We start from the raw sequence: 18,181 nt of genomic DNA, 5'->3' as shown, positions 1-18,181 counted from the left end.
GCCGTTTCGAGCGAGACCGGGGCACCCTTGGCGGTGCCCTTTTTCGTGAGCCCGCCCAGGCCCGGGGCCTCTTGGTCATGCGCGGTGTGACCTGTCGCCACCAACCACCCCGAAGCCCGATCAAGGCGAGTAGTGTCAGAGCTGGGCGGCGACAGTTTCCGCCTTCTCCGGCATGTCGCAGACCGGCGATCCTGTCAGACGGACCTCGCTCACGCGTCGCGCGCCCGTCCGCGCGCCGCGACTTCCTTCAAGAGGCCGCCCACGCCCATGCCGGCGATATCTTCGGGGCTGACGGGAACGCCGCAGATCAGCCGCTCCATCACCCAATCCGCGCCGTTCAGCGCCGGAGAACGCGCGCAGCCGGGCAGACCGATCACCGGCCTGCCGCCGAGCGTGCCGAAAAAGAGCAGGTTGCCGGGGTCGACCGGCATTCCGAAATGCGCGACCTCACCACCCGCGCGGCGGAGCGCCTCTGGCGCGGTGTCGCGGCTGTCGGAGGTGGCCGAGCCCGTCAGGATCAGGATCGCTCCGGCCTCGGATGCGGACAGCGCATCCGCCAGAGCGTCTATCTCGTGCGGGACGACATGCGGATCGGCAAGCGTGACGCCGAGGCGGGTCAGCCTGTCCTCGATCGCCTTGTGACCCTTTGCCGGATTGAGGCCACTGCCCACATCCGTCTGGATGAGTTCGGCATGGTTGAGCGCGGGCGCATGAAAGCTCAAGGCGCCCGCGCCATGACGCGCCGCCTCCTCGAGAGCCGTGCCCGGAACCGCGTAGGAGATGATCTTGACCGTCGCGACCATGCCGCGCGCGTCCATCCGCTGCCATGGCGGGACGGTCGCCACGGTGATCATCGGATGCGTCGCGTTCAGCGCATGGATTTTCGCAGCATCGATGCCCGCGAGCCCCGGACCCTTTGCGAAGATATTGGCGCGGCCCGTCGCGGCCTTGCCGATCCGGAGGCCGGTCTCTCCTTCGGGCACAATCGCTCGGGCCAGCCGTCCCGCCGCGTCGTCCTCGGTCACGTCGCCGTCCTCGAGCCGGGCGACCACGGCATCGTCATATCCGGTCTCGGCGAGGCGCTGCAGATCCTCGGGCCCCAGCGTCACGCCCTTTTTCAGCTTACCCCGATTGAGCGACACCGAATGCGCGAGGATCGCGCCCTCGGCCTCGGCAAGGGGAACGGGGCCGAATTTCATGATCCGCGCCTCAGAACCTGGGTCATCTCGCCCATGATCGACACGGCGATCTCGGCCGGCCCCGCAGCTCCGATATCGAGACCGATCGGCCCGTGGATGCGCGCGATCTCGGTCTCGGTAAAGCCCGCCTCCTCGAGCCGGCTCACGCGCTTGGCATGCGTTCGGGTCGACCCCAGCGCACCGATGTAGAAACAGCCCGAGCGCAGCGCGCGCAGGAGGGCAGGATCGTCGAGCTTGGGATCGTGGGTCAAGAGAACCAGCGCCGTGCGGCTGTCGAGCCCGGCCGTCTCGACCGCCTCGTCGGGCCACTCGTTCAGGATCGTCTCGCCCGGAAAGCGCGCCTCGGAGCCGAAGGTCTCGCGCGGGTCGATCAGGATGGGATCGTAGCCTGCGATCCGCGCCATCGGCACCAATGCCTGCGCGATATGCACCGCGCCCACGACGACAAGTCGAAGCGGCGGATTGTGGATGGTCACGAAGGTGCGACTGCCCTCCTCGAAGCCGGCGCGGTCCATGCGGAACCGGGTCTCGAAACCCGACCGCGCAAGGCGGCGGCTGCCCGCATCGAGATCCGCGACGACGGCGACGGGGTCGCGGGCGGCGCGCGCGGCGACGAGTTCTTCCATCAGATCTACCGGCAGGACCGCGCCCAGCGGCTCCACCAGCACTCGGATGGTTCCGCCGCAGGCGAGCCCAACCGCGAAGGCATCGGCATCAGAGACACCGAATTCAAGCTCGCGCATCGTGCCGTCCTCGAGCGCTTCCAGCGCCTCGACGATCACCGCGCCTTCGACGCAGCCGCCCGAGACAGAGCCCGCGATCTCGCCATCGCCTGAAATCGCCAGTTGCGAGCCGACGCGGCGCGGCGCGGAGCCCCAGGTCTCGATCACCGTGGCAACACAGGCGCCGCGGCCTGCCTTGTGCCACTCGAGCGCGGTTTCGGGAATCGGGTCGAAACGGTCCATGGGCAATCCTCCGGGGTCTTCCTAACGCGGCGGGCCGCGCTTGTCGCGTCATCCAAAGGTCGGCGCGGTCGGATCGTAACGGTAGAGCCAATCGAATTGCCGCAGCATCAGGTCCGGCGCGAACTTCCCGCCCGCGCGGAGCACGAGATGCGCCGCATCGCGCAGGCCCGGCATGGCGAGGTGATACTTCCAGGCATTGCCGTTGGCCGCCGCGATGACGCGCCGCGCCCTCTCCTGCCGCCGTTTCTGGTAGGCTGTGAGACCCGCCTCCAGCGACGGGGCCGCGCGGCAGGCATCGAACAGCTCCCAGGCGTCTTCAAGCGCGAGATTCGCGCCCTGCGCCAGGAACGGCAGCGTCGGATGCGCGGCATCGCCCAGAAGCGCGACACCCTCGCCGTGCCATGTCTCCGCGACCGGATGACGAAAAAGCCCCCAGAGCCCCGGCACATCGGCTTCTGCGAGAAGACGCGCCGTGTCGCCGCCGAAATCGGAGAATGCCGCGCGCAGATCCGCGGGATCGCCGGTGAGCGACCAGCTTTCCTCCGTCCAATCGGCGCGCTCCTGCACCGCGACGAGGTTCACCTCCGCGCCATCGCGCAAAGGATAGCTGACGACATGGCGATGCGGGCCCATATGCACACGCGCCTCGGGCGGGTGGTTCACCACGTTGGGCACCACGGCGCGCCAGGCCACCTGCCCGGTGAAGTGCGGCGGCGCGGCGCCGTTGAGGGCCGCGCGAACCACGGAATGCAGCCCGTCCGCCCCGAGGATGAGGTCGGCGCTGATCCGGTCTCCGTTCGCCATGTGCGCTTCGGGCCGTGCGCCCGGGCTCACCGATCCGAGTTTCTGCAACAGGCGGATCTTGCCGCCCTCCTCGCGCACGGCCGAGGCGAGCATGTCGATGAGATCGGCCCTGTGGACGAGCCGGTATTCCATGCCGGGTCCGAGCCTGCCGAGATCGAGCCGCAGAACCTCCCGGCCCGCCCGGTAGTCGCGCAGCGAGACAGCCGCTGCCCGAGGCGCGCCGCCCGGAGCCAGCGGAAGGCCGAGCGCCTCGATGACCTTGAGTCCGTTTGGCGAGAGCTGCAGCCCGGCGCCGACCTCGCGGATCGCCTCGGCCTGTTCGTAGACGGTGACGGATGCGCCTGCGCGCCGGAAAGCCAAGGCGGCGGCAAGCCCGCCGATCCCGCCGCCGATGACCGCAATATTGAGCCCGTCGATCTTCATGGCTCCTCCTCGAAACGAAAGGGCGCCCGGCCTGACCGGCCCGGCGCCCTTCCCGAATGGCTATGCCCGGACCTTAATCGTCGCGATGCACCTTCTCGCGGCGTTCGTGCTTTTCCTGGGCCTCGAGCGTCATCGTGGCGATCGGGCGCGCGTCGAGACGCTTGAGCGAGATCGGCTCGCCGGTGACTTCACAGAAGCCGAACTCTCCTTCTTCGATCCGGCGCAGCGCGGCCTCGATCTTGGAGACGAGCTTGCGCTGGCGATCGCGGGTCCGCAATTCGAGAGCGCGGTCCGTCTCTTCACTGGCGCGGTCGGTCACATCAGGGATGTTGCGGGTCGAATCCTGCAAGCCTTCGATCGTGTCGCGGCTATCGGCGAGAAGATCCTGCTTCCAGGTGATCAGCTTGCGGCGGAAATATTCGAGCTGCCGCGGGTTCATGAAATCTTCGTCCTCTGAGGGACGGTACTCGTCGGGAAGGAAGGTCTCCGGCTTCATTGCTGCTCCGTAAAAAACCCAGGTTCCCGGCATGGTGATCCACCGGGATATCTGGCACCCCTGTTCCGCGGCTGCGAATAGCTCAAGCCCGACGCAGTGTCACTACAGAACTTGCATTGCGCAGACTAAATACGGCTTTAGGACACAGCATGAACGCAAGAACGGAGCACCGCGCATGAAATTCGAGGGAACCGACGCCTACGTCGCCACCGACGATCTGACGATGGCCGTAAATTCCGCCGTCACGCTGGAGCGGCCGCTTCTGGTGAAGGGCGAGCCCGGCACCGGCAAGACCGAGCTTGCGCGCCAGGTGGCCGCCGCGCTCGGCACCCGGATGATCGAATGGTCGATCAAGTCGACGACGAAGGCGCAGCAGGGTCTTTACGAATACGACGCGGTCAGCCGCCTCCGGGACAGCCAGCTCGGCGACGAGCGGGTGAACGATGTGAAGAACTACATCCGCAAGGGCAAGCTCTGGGAAGCTTTCGAGGCGGACGAGCGCGTGGTCCTCTTGATCGACGAGGTCGACAAGGCCGATATCGAGTTTCCGAATGACCTTCTGCAGGAACTCGACCGGATGGATTTCTACGTCTACGAGACCGGCGAGACGATCCGCGCGCGGCATCGCCCCATCGTCATAATCACCTCGAACAATGAGAAAGAGCTGCCCGACGCGTTCCTGCGCCGCTGCTTTTTCCACTACATCCGCTTCCCGGAGCCGGACGTTCTGCGCAAGATCGTCGAGGTCCATCACCCCGGCATCAAGCCCGCGCTTCTGACCGAGGCGTTGACGCAGTTCTACGAGATCCGAGATCAGCCCGGGCTGAAAAAGAAGCCGTCGACCTCCGAGGTACTGGACTGGCTGAAACTGCTCCTGGCCGAGGATTTGCAGCCCGAAGATCTCAAACGCGACGGCGCGGACGCGCTGCCGAAACTGCACGGCGCGCTTCTGAAGAACGAGCAGGACGTGCACCTCTTCGAACGGCTCGCCTTCATGGCCCGGCGGCAGGGGCGCTGAGCGTTAGCAGCGACGTCCCGCCTCCGAGTAGACCAGGGCGGCCTGCGCGGGCGCTCAGACCTGAAGCGGGGCTCTTGCCGCAATCCTCCCGAATTCCGGCCGGCGGATTTACTATTCGCCGGCAAAATCTACAATCATACATTCGCGCTGTGGCTTAACTGCACAGGGCAGGTCTCTGTTTTATATAGATCTTTCCAATCACCTGCCTCGCGCGGGCGGCTTTTTGGCCACCGTCGACATCTCGTGTCCATAAATCCTTCTTTCGCCCTATAGTGTCCTAACAAGCGACAAAAACCTCCCCGATCACTGTGGCATCTGGAATGAGCAGGCAGACCACATCCATGACCGCATCTTCAGACCTCACGGTGCGCGCGCTGGTGGCCGGGGACCGTGCCGAATGGCAGGCGCTCTGGTCTGCGTATCTCGACTTCTACGAGAGCAGCGTATCGGCCGAGGTTTACGAGACGACCTTCGCGCGGCTTCTGGACGATGATCCGCGCAGCCACAGCTGTTTTGTGGCGGAATCGTCGGGGTCTTTGGTCGGCCTCACGCATTACCTGTTTCACCGCCATGCCTGGCGCATCGAAGAGGTCTGCTACCTGCAAGACCTCTATGCCGTGCCGGAAATGCGCGGACAGGGCGTGGGCCGCGCGCTGATCGAGGCGGTCTATGCCGCCGCGGACACGCATGGGGCCGGACAGGTCTACTGGCTCACCCAGAGCTTCAACGAGACCGCGCGGAAACTTTACGACCGTATCGGTGTCGAGACCCCGTTCATCAAGTACCAGAGGCCCTGATGCGTCGTTTGATCCTTCCGCTTTATCTGCTTCTCGGTGCCTGTATGCCCGTCGCGCCGACCGAAACCGCGACCCGCGCCGCGGTGATCGCGGACAGCACGCTGCCCCCGATGCGCAGCTTCTCGGTGCCACGTCCCTTCCCTACGACGGCCTCGAACGCGGATATCGCGCGCGATTTCATCGAATTGTCCTTCGCTCTCGAATCGGGCCGCGCGCTGGAGCGTTTCACCCGCTTCGAGGATCCGATCCGGGTGCGCGTGACCGGACAGCCGCGCGCCTCCCTCTTCTCCGATCTCGACCAGGTACTGCATCGATTGCGGACCGAGGCGCAGATCGACGTTGCCCGCGCGACCGGCGATGCCGCGCAGATCACCGTCGAGGCCGTGCCGCGCGCCGAGATCCGCCGCATCCTGCCGCAAGCGGCCTGTTTCGTGGTGCCGAACGTGTCGTCCTTGCAGGAATACCTGCGCGTGCGCCGCACAGGCCAGGTCAATTGGTCCAACATGACCGAGCGCAACCGGGTGGCGGTCTTCGTGCCCGCCGATGCCAGCCCGCAGGAGGTGCGCGACTGCCTCCACGAGGAATTGGCGCAGGCCATAGGGCCGCTTAACGATCTCTACCGCCTGCCGGATTCGGTTTTCAACGACGACAATGTTCACACGGTGCTGACCGGTTTCGACATGGCGATCCTGCGCGCCTTCTACGATCCGGCGCTGCAATCGGGCATGACTCGCGAAGAGGTCGCCGCGCGGCTTCCGGCGATCCTCGCCCGGATCAACCCGGCCGGACAGGGCCAGCGCGCCTCGAATCTCGATGCGACGCCGCGCGGCTGGGTCGATGCGATCCAGGCCGCCCTCGGCCCAGGCACGCCCAATCGCGAAGACGCGGCGCGCCAGGCGCTCTCGATCGCGATGGCGATGGGCTGGACGGATCATCGCCGCGGCTTCGCCCACTATGCGATGGGCCGCATCCTCCAGGCCCGCGATCTCGACGCCGCGCTCGCGCAGTTCCGCGAAGCCGACCGCTTCTTCGCTGCCTCGCCGCGCACGCGCCTGCACCGCGCCTATGTCGCCTCCCAACTCGCCGCCCATGCGATCGCCCGGAACGAACCCGATGCCGCGCTGACCCTTTTGGCGCCGCAAATCGAAGTCGCGGCACGGCACGAAAATGCGGCCCTTCTCGCCACGCTTCTGATGCTGCGCGCCGAGGCGTTGGACCTCTCGGGCCGCGTCACAGAAGCGCGGGAAGTGCGTCTGGACAGTCTCGGATGGGCGCGATACGGGTTCGGCTCGGACGTGGCGGTGCGCGGCAAGATCGACGAGATCGGTGCGCTGAACCCGCTCAAACGGAGGATCGGCTCTCTATGATCGTGATCGTCGCGGCGCTGCTTGGTGCCACTTTCGGGGGTTTGACCGCCAAGCGCCGCAAGGGTGACCGGCTCGATATCCTGCAATACGCCACGATCTACGCCATCGCTTTTGCACTCGCGGGACTCATCGTCACCATCGCGCTCGAGAAGATTCTGCTGTAAGGTAGGGGCCATGTTCGTCCCGTTCTTCGAAAAGCTGCGCGACGCCGGCGTGCCGGTGTCACTGCGCGAATACCTGACCTTCCTCGAGGCGATGCGCGCGGGCCTGGCGACCTACGATATCGAAGGGTTCTACTACCTCGCCCGTGCGGCGATGGTGAAGGACGAGCGGCATATCGACCGCTTCGACCGGGCCTTCTCGGCAGCGTTCTCGGGGCTCGAGGCGATCGATACCGAAGCGCTCATCGAGGCGATGGATCTGCCCGAGGACTGGCTGCGGAAAATGTCCGAGAAGCATCTCTCCGAAGAGGAGAAGGCCGAGATCGAGGCTATGGGCGGCTTCGACAAGCTCATGGAGACGCTCAAGAAACGCCTCGAAGAGCAAAAGGGGCGCCACCAGGGCGGCTCCAAATGGGTTGGCACCGGCGGCACCTCGCCTTTCGGCGCTTACGGCTACAATCCCGAAGGCGTCCGCATCGGGCAGAACGAAAGCCGTCACCGCCGTGCGGTCAAGGTCTGGGACAAGCGCGAGTTTCGCGAATACGACGATTCCATCGAGATCGGCACGCGCAACATCAAGGTCGCACTGAAGCGCCTGCGAAAATGGGCCCGCGACGGCGCGGCCGAAGAGCTCGACCTGCCCGGCACGATCCGCTCCACCGCCGAGCAAGGCTGGCTCGACGTCAAGACGCGGCCAGAGCGCCGGAACGCAGTGAAGGTGCTTCTTTTTCTCGATGTCGGCGGCTCGATGGACGATCATATCCGCGTCGTCGAAGAGCTGTTCTCGGCCGCCCGCTCCGAGTTCAAACATCTCGAGCATTTCTACTTCCACAACTGCCTCTACGAAGGCGTCTGGCGCGACAATCGCCGCCGCTGGGATCAGCAGACCCCAACCGTGGAGGTGCTGCGGACCTACGGGTCCGACTACAAATGCATCTTCGTCGGCGACGCCTCGATGAGCCCCTACGAGATCGCGATGCCGGGCGGCGCGAACGAGCACTGGAACCAGGAAGCCGGGCAGACCTGGCTGATGCGGGCGCGGGCGCAATGGCCCGATCACATGTGGATCAATCCTGTCCCCGAGAAATACTGGCAATATACCCAATCGATCGGGATAATCCGGGAGATCTTCGAGGACCGGATGGTGCCGATGACGCTCGAGGGGATCGAGGCGGGGATGCGCGAACTCAGCCGATAGGCTGCCCGCACAATAACACCGTTACGCTCTGGAACTTATATCGCGCGCGACCGTTTTTCCTTTGAACCAGTCAAAGGAGGATCTCATGGCAATCGAGAAATTCGGAACCGCACATTGGTCGGGCGACCTGCAATCGGGCACGGGCGAGGTCTCGACCGAGTCGGGCGCTCTCGACAAGGTGCAATACGGCTTCAACAAGCGCTTCGAAGGCGAGCCGGGCTCGAACCCCGAAGAGCTCGTGGGTGCGGCGCATGCGTCCTGCTACTCGATGGCGCTGTCGATGATCCTCGGCAACCATGACGTTGTCGCAGACGATATCGACACGAAGGCAACGGTAAGCCTCGAGAAGGACGGCGACGGCTTTTCCGTCACCAAGGTCCATCTCGACGTGACCGCGAAAGTGCCTGGTCTCAGCGAGGACAAGTTCATGGAAGCGGCGAATGCGGCCAAGGACGGCTGCCCCATCTCCAAGCTCTATGCGGGCGGCACCGCCGAGATCACGATGGACGCCAAGCTCGCCTGAGCTTTGCGATCCACGCCTTGATAACGCGCCCGGGAGCACAGGCTTCCGGGCGCTTTTCGTTCGGCACATCGCGCCCCATATTGGGCATATGCTGAAGCTCACCCCGATCATTTTCGCGATTCTCTACGCGCTGGCGATGTACCGATTTTCCGCCTGGCGGACAGGCAAGGAACTCGACGAGAAGTCGACCGAGCTCGCCGATCCGGGATTGCGCGACATCCTTGGCAAGCTCGCCCGCGCGCTCGATGTGCCGCGCATCATGGTTCATATCTACGAGATCGACCCGGTGAACGGGCTCGCCGCGCCTGATGGGCGCATCTTCATCACCCGCGGCTTTTACCGGAAATACCGCTCTGGCGAGGTGTCGGGAGAAGAGCTGGCCTCGGTCATCGCCCATGAGCTCGGACACGTCGCACTTGGCCATTCCAAGCGGCGCATGATCGACTTCTCGGGGCAGAACGCGATCCGTGCGGCGCTTGCGATGGTGCTGGGTCGGATCATTCCCGGCATCGGTGTCTGGATCGCCAATGCCCTGACGTCCCTCCTGGCCGCACGGCTGTCGCGTGGGGACGAGTTCGAGGCCGACGCCTATGCAGCGGCGCTTCTGACGAAGGCCGGAATCGGTGTCGGCCCGCAGAAATCCCTCTTCAAGAAGCTCGAAGTATTGACCGGCGCTCGTGCGGGCGCGGTGCCCGCATGGCTCATGAGCCACCCCAAGACCGAAGAGCGCGTCGCCGCGCTCGAGGCGCTCGAGGCGCGCTGGCAGACCGTGGAGGGGTGACGCGCCGCGGCTCAGATCACGTCGAAAAACGCTTCGGCGAGGTCGCGTCCGTTCACCTGCAGGATGAGAACGTGCGGTCCGGGATGCCAGGTGAAGGTTGTCGCCGTTGCCTTGATCGGGTGCCGTTTCGAGAGCGTGAGGGGCGCGCCCGGACCGGCGCGGCCCGTGCCCAGCTTGAAGACCTTCTCACCGGGACGGCCGGAGGGCCGATGGAAGCGGATGCGGTAATCGACAACAAGGCGGGTCTCGGATGCAGCGGAGATCTCCGCCGCGATCTGCAGCGCCTCGCCGATCCGGGCCGTCGGCGACACGTCGAGATCGATGTCGAGTGCCGCCTCGGGGTCATATCCGAGCAGCTTGAAGGCTTGTGGCTCGCCGCGCTTGACCGCCGTGCGGAGCGCGTGGCGTGTTATCCAATCGAGCTCGCCCGCGCCCTGCCGCCCTTCCGCGCGCCAGGCCTCAAGACGCAAAACCACGGCGGCAAGATCCGATTTTGTCAGATCGTTCAGGTGGTTGGCCACCGAGCGCGTGACATATCGCGTGGGATCGGCGTGCAGCATGTCGAGAAGCGGCAGCGCGCGATCCGGGGCCAGCGTTATGTTCTGCGCCCAGGGCAGGCGCGGCCGGGTTCCTTCGGATACGAGGCGACGGACGTGGTAGTTGGGATCGACGGCCCAGCGTTCTAGCCGCGCGAGGGTCTTCTCCGGCCAGCGGTCGAGGAAAGGCCGGATGTAGTATTCCATCGAGAAGCGCTGGGTCGCGGCATGAAGAAGGTCGAGCGCGCGATCGGGATGCGTCTCAAGACCGTGACGCACCGCAAGAACGCCCGGCACCGCATGGATGAAACGACCGAAATCGTCGTCATGACGCGTGGGATCGAGCGGCGGCGTCATCGCGTCCTCGAGCGCGTCGGCCAGCGCGGGAAAGTCGCGCGGAAGCTGCGCCTCAAGACAGGTGGCGATCCAGTCGATCCGCTGCATAAGACTACGTTCTGCAAGGCCACCCACCGCCTCCGTCTCGAAGGCGGCCCGGTCGAACCCCGGCAGATGCGCATGCTCAGAACCCAGAACCTCAACGGTTTCTGCATTGAACAACTGGTCGGCGAGCGAGGTGCCAGCCCCGCCCCCTGCCCCGTCCGGCCCGCGCGCCATCTCAGAGCGTCGCGTTGATGCCGCCGCCATCGGCGAGGATGTTCTGCCCCACAATGTATCCGGCATGCTGCGAGCACAGGAACGCGCAGGTGCGCCCGAACTCCGCCGCGGTCCCGTAGCGCCGCACCGGAATGGTCTTGAACTTGGCGGCGCGCACGTCCTCTAGGCTGGTGCCTTGCGTGTTCGCCGCAGCGCGGTCGAGCGCGTCGATCCGGTCGGTGTCATGCGCGCCCGGCAGAAGGTTGTTGATCGTCACGCCATGCTGGGCGACCTGCCGCGAGGTGCCCGCGACGAAGCCGGTGAGCCCGGCCCGCGCCGAGTTCGAGAGTCCCAGCGCCGGGATCGGCGCCTTGACCGATTGCGAGGTGATGTTCACGACGCGGCCCCAGCCCTTCTCCATCATGCCTGGCAGCATGGCTTGCATCAGCGCGATGGGGGTCAGCATGTTCGCCTCCAGCGCGGCGATGAAATCGTCCCGGCTCCAGTCCGACCAGACACCCGGCGGGGGGCCGCCTGCATTGGTCACGAGGATGTCGACCTGTCCTGCCGCCTCGAGGACGGCGGCGCGACCCTCCTCGGAGACGATGTCGGCGGCCAGCACTGTCACCTCGACCCCGTGCGCGTCGCGGATTGCCTGCGCTGTTGCCGAAAGCGCCTCTTCGCCGCGCGCGTTCAGTACAAGGTCGACGCCCGCTTCGGCCAGCGCTTCGGCGCAGCCCCGCCCGAGACCTTTCGACGATGCCGTTACCAGTGCCCTTTTGCCAGAGATGCCCAGATCCATGTCCTGTCCTTTTCTTGTTGCCGATACGTCGATAAAAGACCCGCATACCGGCCCTTTGATGACATATTTGATCACGAATTATGGGGGCAGAGTGACCTGTTTCGCGCCCGAGCGCGAGTAGAGAGAGAGCCCCTGATGCCGAAACCCGGCTCCGCGAGGTCCGCCCAGTCCCTGTCCGTGTTCCGGGCAGAGCATTTTCGCGTCGTGAATGGCGCGAATCTGGGGGATCCGGTCGGCTTTGCGGGCGAAATCGAACTCGACGATATCTACCGGCTGTCGCCCGTGGCGCATGAGGTCACATTGCGTGTCGTGCCGCATCCCGATCGCCCGTTCTCGGTCGCACCGGGCACCGAGGTCGGCGAGCCGGGCGCCGCCCTACACCTCGATTGCGCGCTGACGCTGATGTCGGGCGATGGCGAGACGACAGAGGCGATCGTGCTCGTTGAAACCGATGACGAGGGCGATGTCGAGGACACCTATCTTCTGCCCCTCGCGCCGATCAACCCCAAGCGGGACTACGCGCTCGTGGGGGTTGATACCGAGAACGCGCTGTCGAGCTTTGCCCAGCAGGCTTGCGTGTCGTTCACGCGCGGCACACTCATCGCGCTTGCCACCGGAGAGCAGCGCGCGGTCGAAGATCTGAAGGTCGGCGACAAGGTCCTGACCCGCGATGACGGCCCGCAGCCGATCCGCTGGATCGGGCAGCGCACCACGCGCGCGGTTGGCGGCTTTGCGCCGGTGGAGATCAAGGCGGGTGTTCTCAACAATCTCAACGATCTGGTCGTCAGTCCCGATCACAGGCTCTTCATCTACCAGCGCAGCGACGAGCTTGGCGCGGGGCGCTCAGAGCTTCTGGTCCGCGCGCGGCACCTCGTGAACGGAGAGACGATCCGCCAACTGTCGGGAGGCTTCGTCGATTATTTCCAGATGCTCTTCGATCAGCATCAGATCATCTTCGCGGAAGGCATAGCCGCTGAATCCATGCTCGTGGACGAGCGGACCGCCGCCATTCTGCCGGGCGAGCTCGGCGATCGGTTGTCGGCGCTGCTGCCGGATCACGAGGAAAGCTCGCACAGCGCCCTCGAGGTTGCGGAGGATCTTTTGAAACGAGCGGATGCGATATCCGCCTTGCGCAAATCGTCGAGCGGATAAGGCTTTCGGGCGGTTTGATCTGCGGGTTCGCGTAACGCTTTGAATAAACGCAACACGCGGCGAATAATTGCGCCGCGTGCACGCATTTTTGCAAATCAGTCCATCTTATAGAAGAACTCTTCCCGCACGATTTTTCCGTCGGCGACGTGATAGACGCCGACCTCTTCCATCTCGGTGGTCTCGCCGCTGTTCTTGTCGCGCACCTTCATTGCGAAATGCACCGCGAACCGGTCCTCGCCATGCGGGAACGGACCAGAGATCGTGCCATCGAGCAGTTCCATGTTCTCGTTCCACCAGGCGTGTTTGCCCTTGATGCCTTCAAGGCCGTGCGTCTCTCGGCTCTCCGCGCCGGGCATGCAGACCGCTTCGACCGACACCGCATCCTCCGCATAGAGCGTGTCGAGATTGGCCGTATCGCTGCCATCACGGCAGCCGGCCACGAGCTTTTCCGCCAATTCCAACAATTTCATCGCAGTATTCCTGAATTTTGTTCACCCAATGTTCTCACCATAGCGTGAGCGCGGCGATTCGGGAACGGAAATCGTCAATGCTGCCGCAGCGCCTCGATCAGCTCGTCCTTGGTCATGTCCGAACGGCCCTCGATGCCGATCTCCTGCGCGCGCTTGTAAAGCTCGTCCTTGCTCCACTCCTCGTAAGGGGGCTGCTTGCCACCTTTCTTTGAGGGGGACATGTCGTCATTGGCCTTGGCATTGGCGATCCGCGCCGCCTTTTCCTTGGACATGCCCTCGTCGCGCAAATCCTCGTACAGCTTCTCGTTCTTGATGCTCGGGCGGTCGGCCATGATCGTCTCCTGCGGGTCCGGGTGACAAACATCCTTGCCGCTCCCTCGGTTCCCGCGCGGCGCGATGCACCGATTGCGGCGGCCCCGCGCCCGGACTATATCGCGCGTCATGCTCGATGTGCCCACGAACCGCCCCGACCTGCCGCCCGAAATCGCGCGGCGCCGCACCTTTGCGATCATCTCGCATCCCGATGCGGGCAAGACCACGCTGACAGAGAAGTTTCTGCTCTTCGGCGGCGCGATCCAGATGGCGGGGCAAGTGCGCGCCAAGGGCGAGGCGAGACGCACGCGCTCCGACTACATGCAAATGGAGAAGGACCGCGGGATCTCGGTCTCGGCCTCCGCGATGTCCTTCGACTACCACAATTTTCGCTACAATCTCGTGGACACGCCCGGCCATTCGGATTTCTCGGAAGACACCTACCGCACGCTGACCGCCGTGGACGCGGCGATCATGGTGATCGACGGCGCGAAGGGCGTGGAGAGCCAGACGCAGAAGCTTTTTGAAGTTTGCCGCCTGCGCGATCTTCCGATCCTGACCTTTTGCAACAAGATGGACCGGGAGAGCCGGGATACGTTCGAGATCATCGACGAGATCCAGGAGAACCTCGCGATCGACGTGGCCCCGGCCAGCTGGCCCATCGGCATGGGGCGCGATTTCCTCGGTGCCTACGACATGCTCAACGACCGGCTCGAGCTCATGGACCGCGCCGACCGCAACCGCGTCGCCGAGAGCATCGAGCTCAAGGGACTGAACGATCCCGAGCTTGAAAACCACATTCCGCCGGAGCGGCTCGCGCAGCTGCGCGAGGAGATCGAGATGGCGCGCGAGCTGCTGCCGACACTCGACGCGCAAGCCGTGGCTGAGGGTCACTTGACACCGATCTGGTTCGGCTCCGCCATAAATTCCTTCGGCGTGAAGGAGCTGATGGACGGGATCGGCCGGCTCGCGCCAGAGCCGCAGCCCACCTCCGCAGAGCCGCGCCAGATCGCGCCCGAGGAGAAGAAGGTCACAGGCTTCGTCTTCAAGGTGCAGGCCAATATGGACCCCAAACACCGCGACCGTGTCGCCTTCGTGCGCCTGTCCTCTGGGCATTTCGAGCGCGGAATGAAGCTCACCCACGTCCGCTCCAAGAAACCGATGACGATCTCGGCCCCGGTTCTGTTCCTCGCCTCCGACCGCGAGCTGGCCGAGGAGGCCTGGGCGGGGGACATCATCGGTATTCCGAACCACGGGCAACTCAGGATCGGCGACACGCTGACCGAGGGCGAGGCGCTCAAGGTCACGGGCATTCCTTCCTTCGCGCCGGAGCTTCTGCAATCCTGCCGCGCGGGCGATCCGATGAAAGCCAAACACCTTGAGAAGGCGCTGATGCAATTCGCAGAGGAAGGTGCCGCCAAGGTCTTCAAGCCGAATATCGGCTCGGGCTTCATCGTCGGCGTCGTCGGCCAGCTTCAGTTCGAAGTGTTGGGCAGCCGGATCGAGCTGGAATACGGCCTGCCCGTTCGCTTCGAGCCCTCGCAATTCACCTCGGCGCGCTGGGTGCATGGCGACAAGCAGGCCGTGGACAAGTTCGTCAACGCCAACAAGCAGCATATCGCGACCGACAATGACGGCGATCTTGTATACCTCACGCGCCTGCAATGGGACATCGACCGGATCGTGCGCGACTATCCCGACGTGACGCTGTCGGCGACGAAGGAGATGATGGTCTGAGCGCTTCGCGTCACGACCATTCCGCCGTTTGGCCTTGTTCGGGCCGATTTGCTGCGCCACGCTCTTCGCGATGAGCAAAGACACGGGCAAACGCCCCGCCTATCCCGGCGGGATCGACGCCGTGCTGACCCAGATGGAGGGACGGCGCGACCCGATCACCTATGCTGAAGGCGAGGCGCTGCCGCCGGTCGACATCGACCTCGCACCGCTGAAGGCGACACGCATCAGCCCGCCAGCCGAGGATCCGTCAGAGGCCCCGCCCTTCCGCTCTGCCTACCATCGCAAACGGTTCGCGCTCCGGGAGGAATTCACCGGCGCCTCGGAGCTGGCCTGCCTACACGGTCTCCTGATCGCGCATCTTCGCAAGCGATCCTGGCCGAACCATGCGCCTGCACTCTTCCGCCGGCTCTGGGCCGAAGAGGCGGAGTTCCTGCTCGCCGCGCTCGATCTGCGGTGGCAGGTTTCTGCGGTCACGACCTTCGGCGATCACGGAGCAACACCAGAGGAGCGCGCCAGCGGGCTCGCCCTGTCGACCCTGTTCGGCGCGATGAAGCTCTATGAGACCGAACGCCTCTATTCCGGGCGCAAGCCGGACGCGGCCTTCGCGTTGGATGACAAGGTGAAATCCAAGCTGCCGATGCAGATGGATTCCTATTCCATCCTGCATGGCGGGCTCGACGTGAACATGCTGGGGCGGCTCTGGCAGGAAGCCGAGGCCGCGCCGGTGATCCGGCCGCTCGCGCAGCATCTGATCGGCGCGCTGATCGACGACCCCGCTACGATCTTCCAGCGCCTCGCGACGATGAAGGCACGCAAACAGAAACGCGAGGACGGCGCCAAACCCGAGAAGAAAAAGCCCGTGAACATGGCGCCAGTTCCAGCCCGCGCGGCCCGGCTGACGGCAGGCACGCTGCGCTGGGGGGTGGTCGCGACGATCAAGGCCGAAATCGAGGCCGCGCTGCGCTTTGCCGCGCATCACCTCGAACTCGGCGCGCACGCGATGCACATCTTCCTCGATGTCCCTCAGCCCGAAACCGCCGCCGCGCTGTCCCGCGATCCGCGTATCCGGGTGACCACCTGCGACACCGCCTATTGGGACGGGCTCGGCAAGCCGCGCATGGAGGCGCACCAGCTCCGCCAGGTCTGGAATGCCACGCGCACGCTTCAAACCGAGGCGGACCGGCTCGATTGGCTGGCGCATATCGACGTGGACGAGTTTCTGCTGCCGGACCGGCCCATTGCCGAGATCCTCGCCGACGTGACGCCCTCGGCCGCGCTTGCACGGATAACGCCGGTCGAGGCGCTGGCCCCGGACGACGGCTCCCTGCCCTCGGCCTTCAAGCTCACCCATGCCGCGGCAGGCACCCGCAAAGCCGAGGTTCAGGACATCTATCCGAACTTCGGAATGCACCTCTATGGCGGTTTCCTCAGTCACACGACGGGCAAGGTGTTTGCCCGCACCGGCATCCCCGAGACGCGGTTCGGCATCCATGCGCTCAAGCATCGGGGGGCGGAAGTGACGAACAAGGTCGCGCTCTGCGATGTGATGCTGGCCCATTTACACGCCCCCGACTGGCAGACCTTCCTGCGTCACCTCGATTTCCGGCGCACCCGCGGATCCTATGCCAAGCAAAGCGAGCGGTCGGGCCGGCTCGGCGTTGCCGATATTCTGGGCATGTTGCAGGACGAAGACGGCGAGGCGGGCCTTCGCACCTTCTTCGACGAAATCTGCCGCGACACGCCGGAGCTGCGCGCAAAGCTGGCCGCGCATGGCATGCTGAAGCTGCATCCGCTCGATCTCGACGGGGCGGTCGCGCGCGTCTTCCGGGGCCGCGCCGCCTGATGCGCTGGGGCCTTGTCGCGACGATCAAAGCTCCGCTGCCGCGTATCCTCGACTTCGCCGCATGGCATCTGGACCTCGGCGCCGAGCGGCTGTTTCTCTATCTCGACGACGGCGATGCTGAGGCGGCGCGCGTCCTTACCGCGCATCCGCAGATCAATGTGACAGAGACAGGCCCCGCCTACTGGAAGAACAAGGGCGGCCGGCCCGACATGCACCAGAACCGTCAGTGCCGGAACGCGCGGCACGCCTATAACCGTGCGGGCACGCTCGACTGGATCGCCCATATCGACGTGGACGAGTTTCTTTTGCCCGAGGGGTCCGTGTCCGCCGCGCTCGCCTCTCTGCCGAAAGACGCCCTCTGCGCGCGGATGCGGCCGGCGGAGGCACTCGCGCGGGAAAGCGATACGCCTGTGCAAGATTCGATGCGTCACTTCAAGGCGTTCCATCTCGATCAGACGGCGCGGCAGGATGCGGCACAACGCATCTTCGGCGATGCGTCCCGGCACCTCTCGGGCGGTTTTCTGAGCCATGTCGCGGGCAAGCTCTTCATCCGAACCGGCCACAAGGGCTTGCAGATCCGCATCCACAATATCCGGCTCGGGGACGTGCAGAACCCCGGCGAAGTCGCCCTGCCCGACATTCCGCTCGGACATTTCCACGCCGAGAGCTGGGAGGCGTTTCTCGCCGCTTACAGGTTTCGCGTGACCCGGGGCTCCTACCGGGCTGAGTTGAAGCCGCAAGCGCGCGGCGCAGGGGCGCTCAAGCTGCATGATCTGTTCACTCAGATCGAGGCCGACGAAGGCGAATCCGGGCTCCGCGGCTTCTACGATGCCGTGGCATTGGCGACGCCCGACCTCCGCTCCCGGCTCGCGGCGGAGGGCCTCCTTGTCTCGCGCCGCATGGACCTGCCCACGCTCGTTGCGCGACATTTCGGTCATGAGAGCGGTTCGCGATAGTCCGTATCGGCAGGTCAGATTGACGTCATCGCCCCTTTTCGCTAGAG

Annotated in this window: 19 protein-coding genes; 11 read left to right on the top strand and 8 right to left on the bottom strand. The window is 65.0% G+C overall.

From position 1 onward, the window contains the following. Positions 1 to 209: 209 nt before the first annotated feature. The 4 genes from FIU91_RS05535 to dksA form a co-directional block, all read right to left on the bottom strand. Positions 210 to 1,199 (bottom strand): molybdopterin-binding protein, encoded by a 990-nt coding sequence (locus FIU91_RS05535; protein ID WP_152461754.1) that lies wholly within the window; start codon positions 1,197 to 1,199, stop codon positions 210 to 212. Continuing rightward, positions 1,196 to 2,164: an XdhC family protein gene (locus tag FIU91_RS05530; RefSeq protein WP_152461753.1), complete on the bottom strand. Its 969-nt coding sequence runs from the start codon at positions 2,162 to 2,164 to the stop codon at positions 1,196 to 1,198. The genes FIU91_RS05535 and FIU91_RS05530 overlap by 4 nt, the downstream gene beginning before the upstream one ends. Before the next feature lie 48 nt (positions 2,165 to 2,212). Continuing rightward, positions 2,213 to 3,391, bottom strand: coding sequence for an FAD-dependent monooxygenase (locus tag FIU91_RS05525; RefSeq protein WP_152461752.1), 1,179 nt, complete (start codon positions 3,389 to 3,391; stop codon positions 2,213 to 2,215). A gap of 73 nt (positions 3,392 to 3,464) precedes the next feature. Beyond that, entirely contained in the window at positions 3,465 to 3,887 is a 423-nt protein-coding gene (gene dksA / locus FIU91_RS05520; protein ID WP_093010173.1) for an RNA polymerase-binding protein DksA, read from the bottom strand. A 175-nt stretch (positions 3,888 to 4,062) separates the two neighbouring features. Here dksA and FIU91_RS05515 point away from each other — a divergent pair, with 175 nt between their 5' ends. The 7 genes from FIU91_RS05515 (at position 4,063) to FIU91_RS05485 (ending at position 9,732) form a co-directional block, all read left to right on the top strand. Beyond that, entirely contained in the window at positions 4,063 to 4,905 is an 843-nt protein-coding gene (locus FIU91_RS05515) for a MoxR family ATPase (protein ID WP_152461751.1), read from the top strand. Positions 4,906 to 5,246: 341 nt separating this feature from the next. Then, on the top strand, positions 5,247 to 5,702 hold the full coding sequence (locus FIU91_RS05510) for a GNAT family N-acetyltransferase (protein WP_152461750.1): 456 nt from the start codon (positions 5,247 to 5,249) through the stop codon (positions 5,700 to 5,702). Then, entirely contained in the window at positions 5,702 to 7,069 is a 1,368-nt protein-coding gene (locus FIU91_RS05505) for a DUF2927 domain-containing protein (RefSeq protein WP_152461749.1), read from the top strand. The genes FIU91_RS05510 and FIU91_RS05505 overlap by 1 nt, the downstream gene beginning before the upstream one ends. Further along, positions 7,066 to 7,233: an apolipoprotein acyltransferase gene (locus FIU91_RS05500; protein WP_152461748.1), complete on the top strand. Its 168-nt coding sequence runs from the start codon at positions 7,066 to 7,068 to the stop codon at positions 7,231 to 7,233. Before FIU91_RS05505 ends, FIU91_RS05500 begins: the two co-directional genes overlap by 4 nt. Before the next feature lie 10 nt (positions 7,234 to 7,243). Further along, entirely contained in the window at positions 7,244 to 8,428 is a 1,185-nt protein-coding gene (locus tag FIU91_RS05495; RefSeq protein WP_152461747.1) for a VWA domain-containing protein, read from the top strand. An 85-nt stretch (positions 8,429 to 8,513) separates the two neighbouring features. Next, a complete protein-coding gene (locus FIU91_RS05490; RefSeq protein WP_093010180.1) occupies positions 8,514 to 8,951 on the top strand; it encodes an OsmC family protein in 438 nt (145 codons plus the stop codon). 88 nt (positions 8,952 to 9,039) lie between these two features. Then, positions 9,040 to 9,732: a M48 family metallopeptidase gene (locus tag FIU91_RS05485; protein ID WP_152461746.1), complete on the top strand. Its 693-nt coding sequence runs from the start codon at positions 9,040 to 9,042 to the stop codon at positions 9,730 to 9,732. A gap of 11 nt (positions 9,733 to 9,743) precedes the next feature. Here FIU91_RS05485 and FIU91_RS05480 read toward each other — a convergent pair whose 3' ends face one another. Together FIU91_RS05480 and FIU91_RS05475 are read right to left on the bottom strand one after the other, a co-directional pair. Then, entirely contained in the window at positions 9,744 to 10,913 is a 1,170-nt protein-coding gene (locus FIU91_RS05480) for a hypothetical protein (RefSeq protein WP_371418259.1), read from the bottom strand. Further along, entirely contained in the window at positions 10,885 to 11,664 is a 780-nt protein-coding gene (locus tag FIU91_RS05475) for an SDR family oxidoreductase (protein WP_152461745.1), read from the bottom strand. The genes FIU91_RS05480 and FIU91_RS05475 overlap by 29 nt, the downstream gene beginning before the upstream one ends. Before the next feature lie 135 nt (positions 11,665 to 11,799). On the opposite strand from FIU91_RS05475, the gene FIU91_RS05470 reads away from it, so the two are divergent. After that, a complete protein-coding gene (locus FIU91_RS05470) occupies positions 11,800 to 12,816 on the top strand; it encodes a Hint domain-containing protein (protein WP_152461744.1) in 1,017 nt (338 codons plus the stop codon). Between the two features lie 95 nt (positions 12,817 to 12,911). On the opposite strand, the gene FIU91_RS05465 is transcribed toward FIU91_RS05470, so the two are convergent. After that, positions 12,912 to 13,286 (bottom strand): nuclear transport factor 2 family protein, encoded by a 375-nt coding sequence (locus FIU91_RS05465; protein WP_152461743.1) that lies wholly within the window; start codon positions 13,284 to 13,286, stop codon positions 12,912 to 12,914. Between the two features lie 74 nt (positions 13,287 to 13,360). Then, positions 13,361 to 13,618: a Rho termination factor N-terminal domain-containing protein gene (locus tag FIU91_RS05460; protein WP_152461742.1), complete on the bottom strand. Its 258-nt coding sequence runs from the start codon at positions 13,616 to 13,618 to the stop codon at positions 13,361 to 13,363. A 109-nt stretch (positions 13,619 to 13,727) separates the two neighbouring features. On the opposite strand from FIU91_RS05460, the gene FIU91_RS05455 reads away from it, so the two are divergent. From FIU91_RS05455 to FIU91_RS05445, 3 genes are all read left to right on the top strand, one after another. Then, the gene (locus FIU91_RS05455; RefSeq protein ID WP_152461741.1) at positions 13,728 to 15,335 is read left to right on the top strand and encodes a peptide chain release factor 3; all 1,608 of its coding nucleotides are present in this window, start codon (positions 13,728 to 13,730) and stop codon (positions 15,333 to 15,335) included. Between the two features lie 70 nt (positions 15,336 to 15,405). Continuing rightward, positions 15,406 to 17,178: a glycosyltransferase family 2 protein gene (locus FIU91_RS05450; RefSeq protein WP_152461740.1), complete on the top strand. Its 1,773-nt coding sequence runs from the start codon at positions 15,406 to 15,408 to the stop codon at positions 17,176 to 17,178. Further along, on the top strand, positions 17,178 to 18,134 hold the full coding sequence (locus FIU91_RS05445; RefSeq protein ID WP_371418258.1) for a glycosyltransferase family 2 protein: 957 nt from the start codon (positions 17,178 to 17,180) through the stop codon (positions 18,132 to 18,134). Before FIU91_RS05450 ends, FIU91_RS05445 begins: the two co-directional genes overlap by 1 nt. Positions 18,135 to 18,181 lie beyond the last annotated feature (47 nt).

The organism is Roseivivax sp. THAF30, assembly GCF_009363575.1.
Lineage (GTDB): Bacteria > Pseudomonadota > Alphaproteobacteria > Rhodobacterales > Rhodobacteraceae > Roseivivax > Roseivivax halotolerans.
Note: the sequence above shows the minus strand (reverse complement) of the source record. Positions and strands in the feature narration are given on the sequence as shown.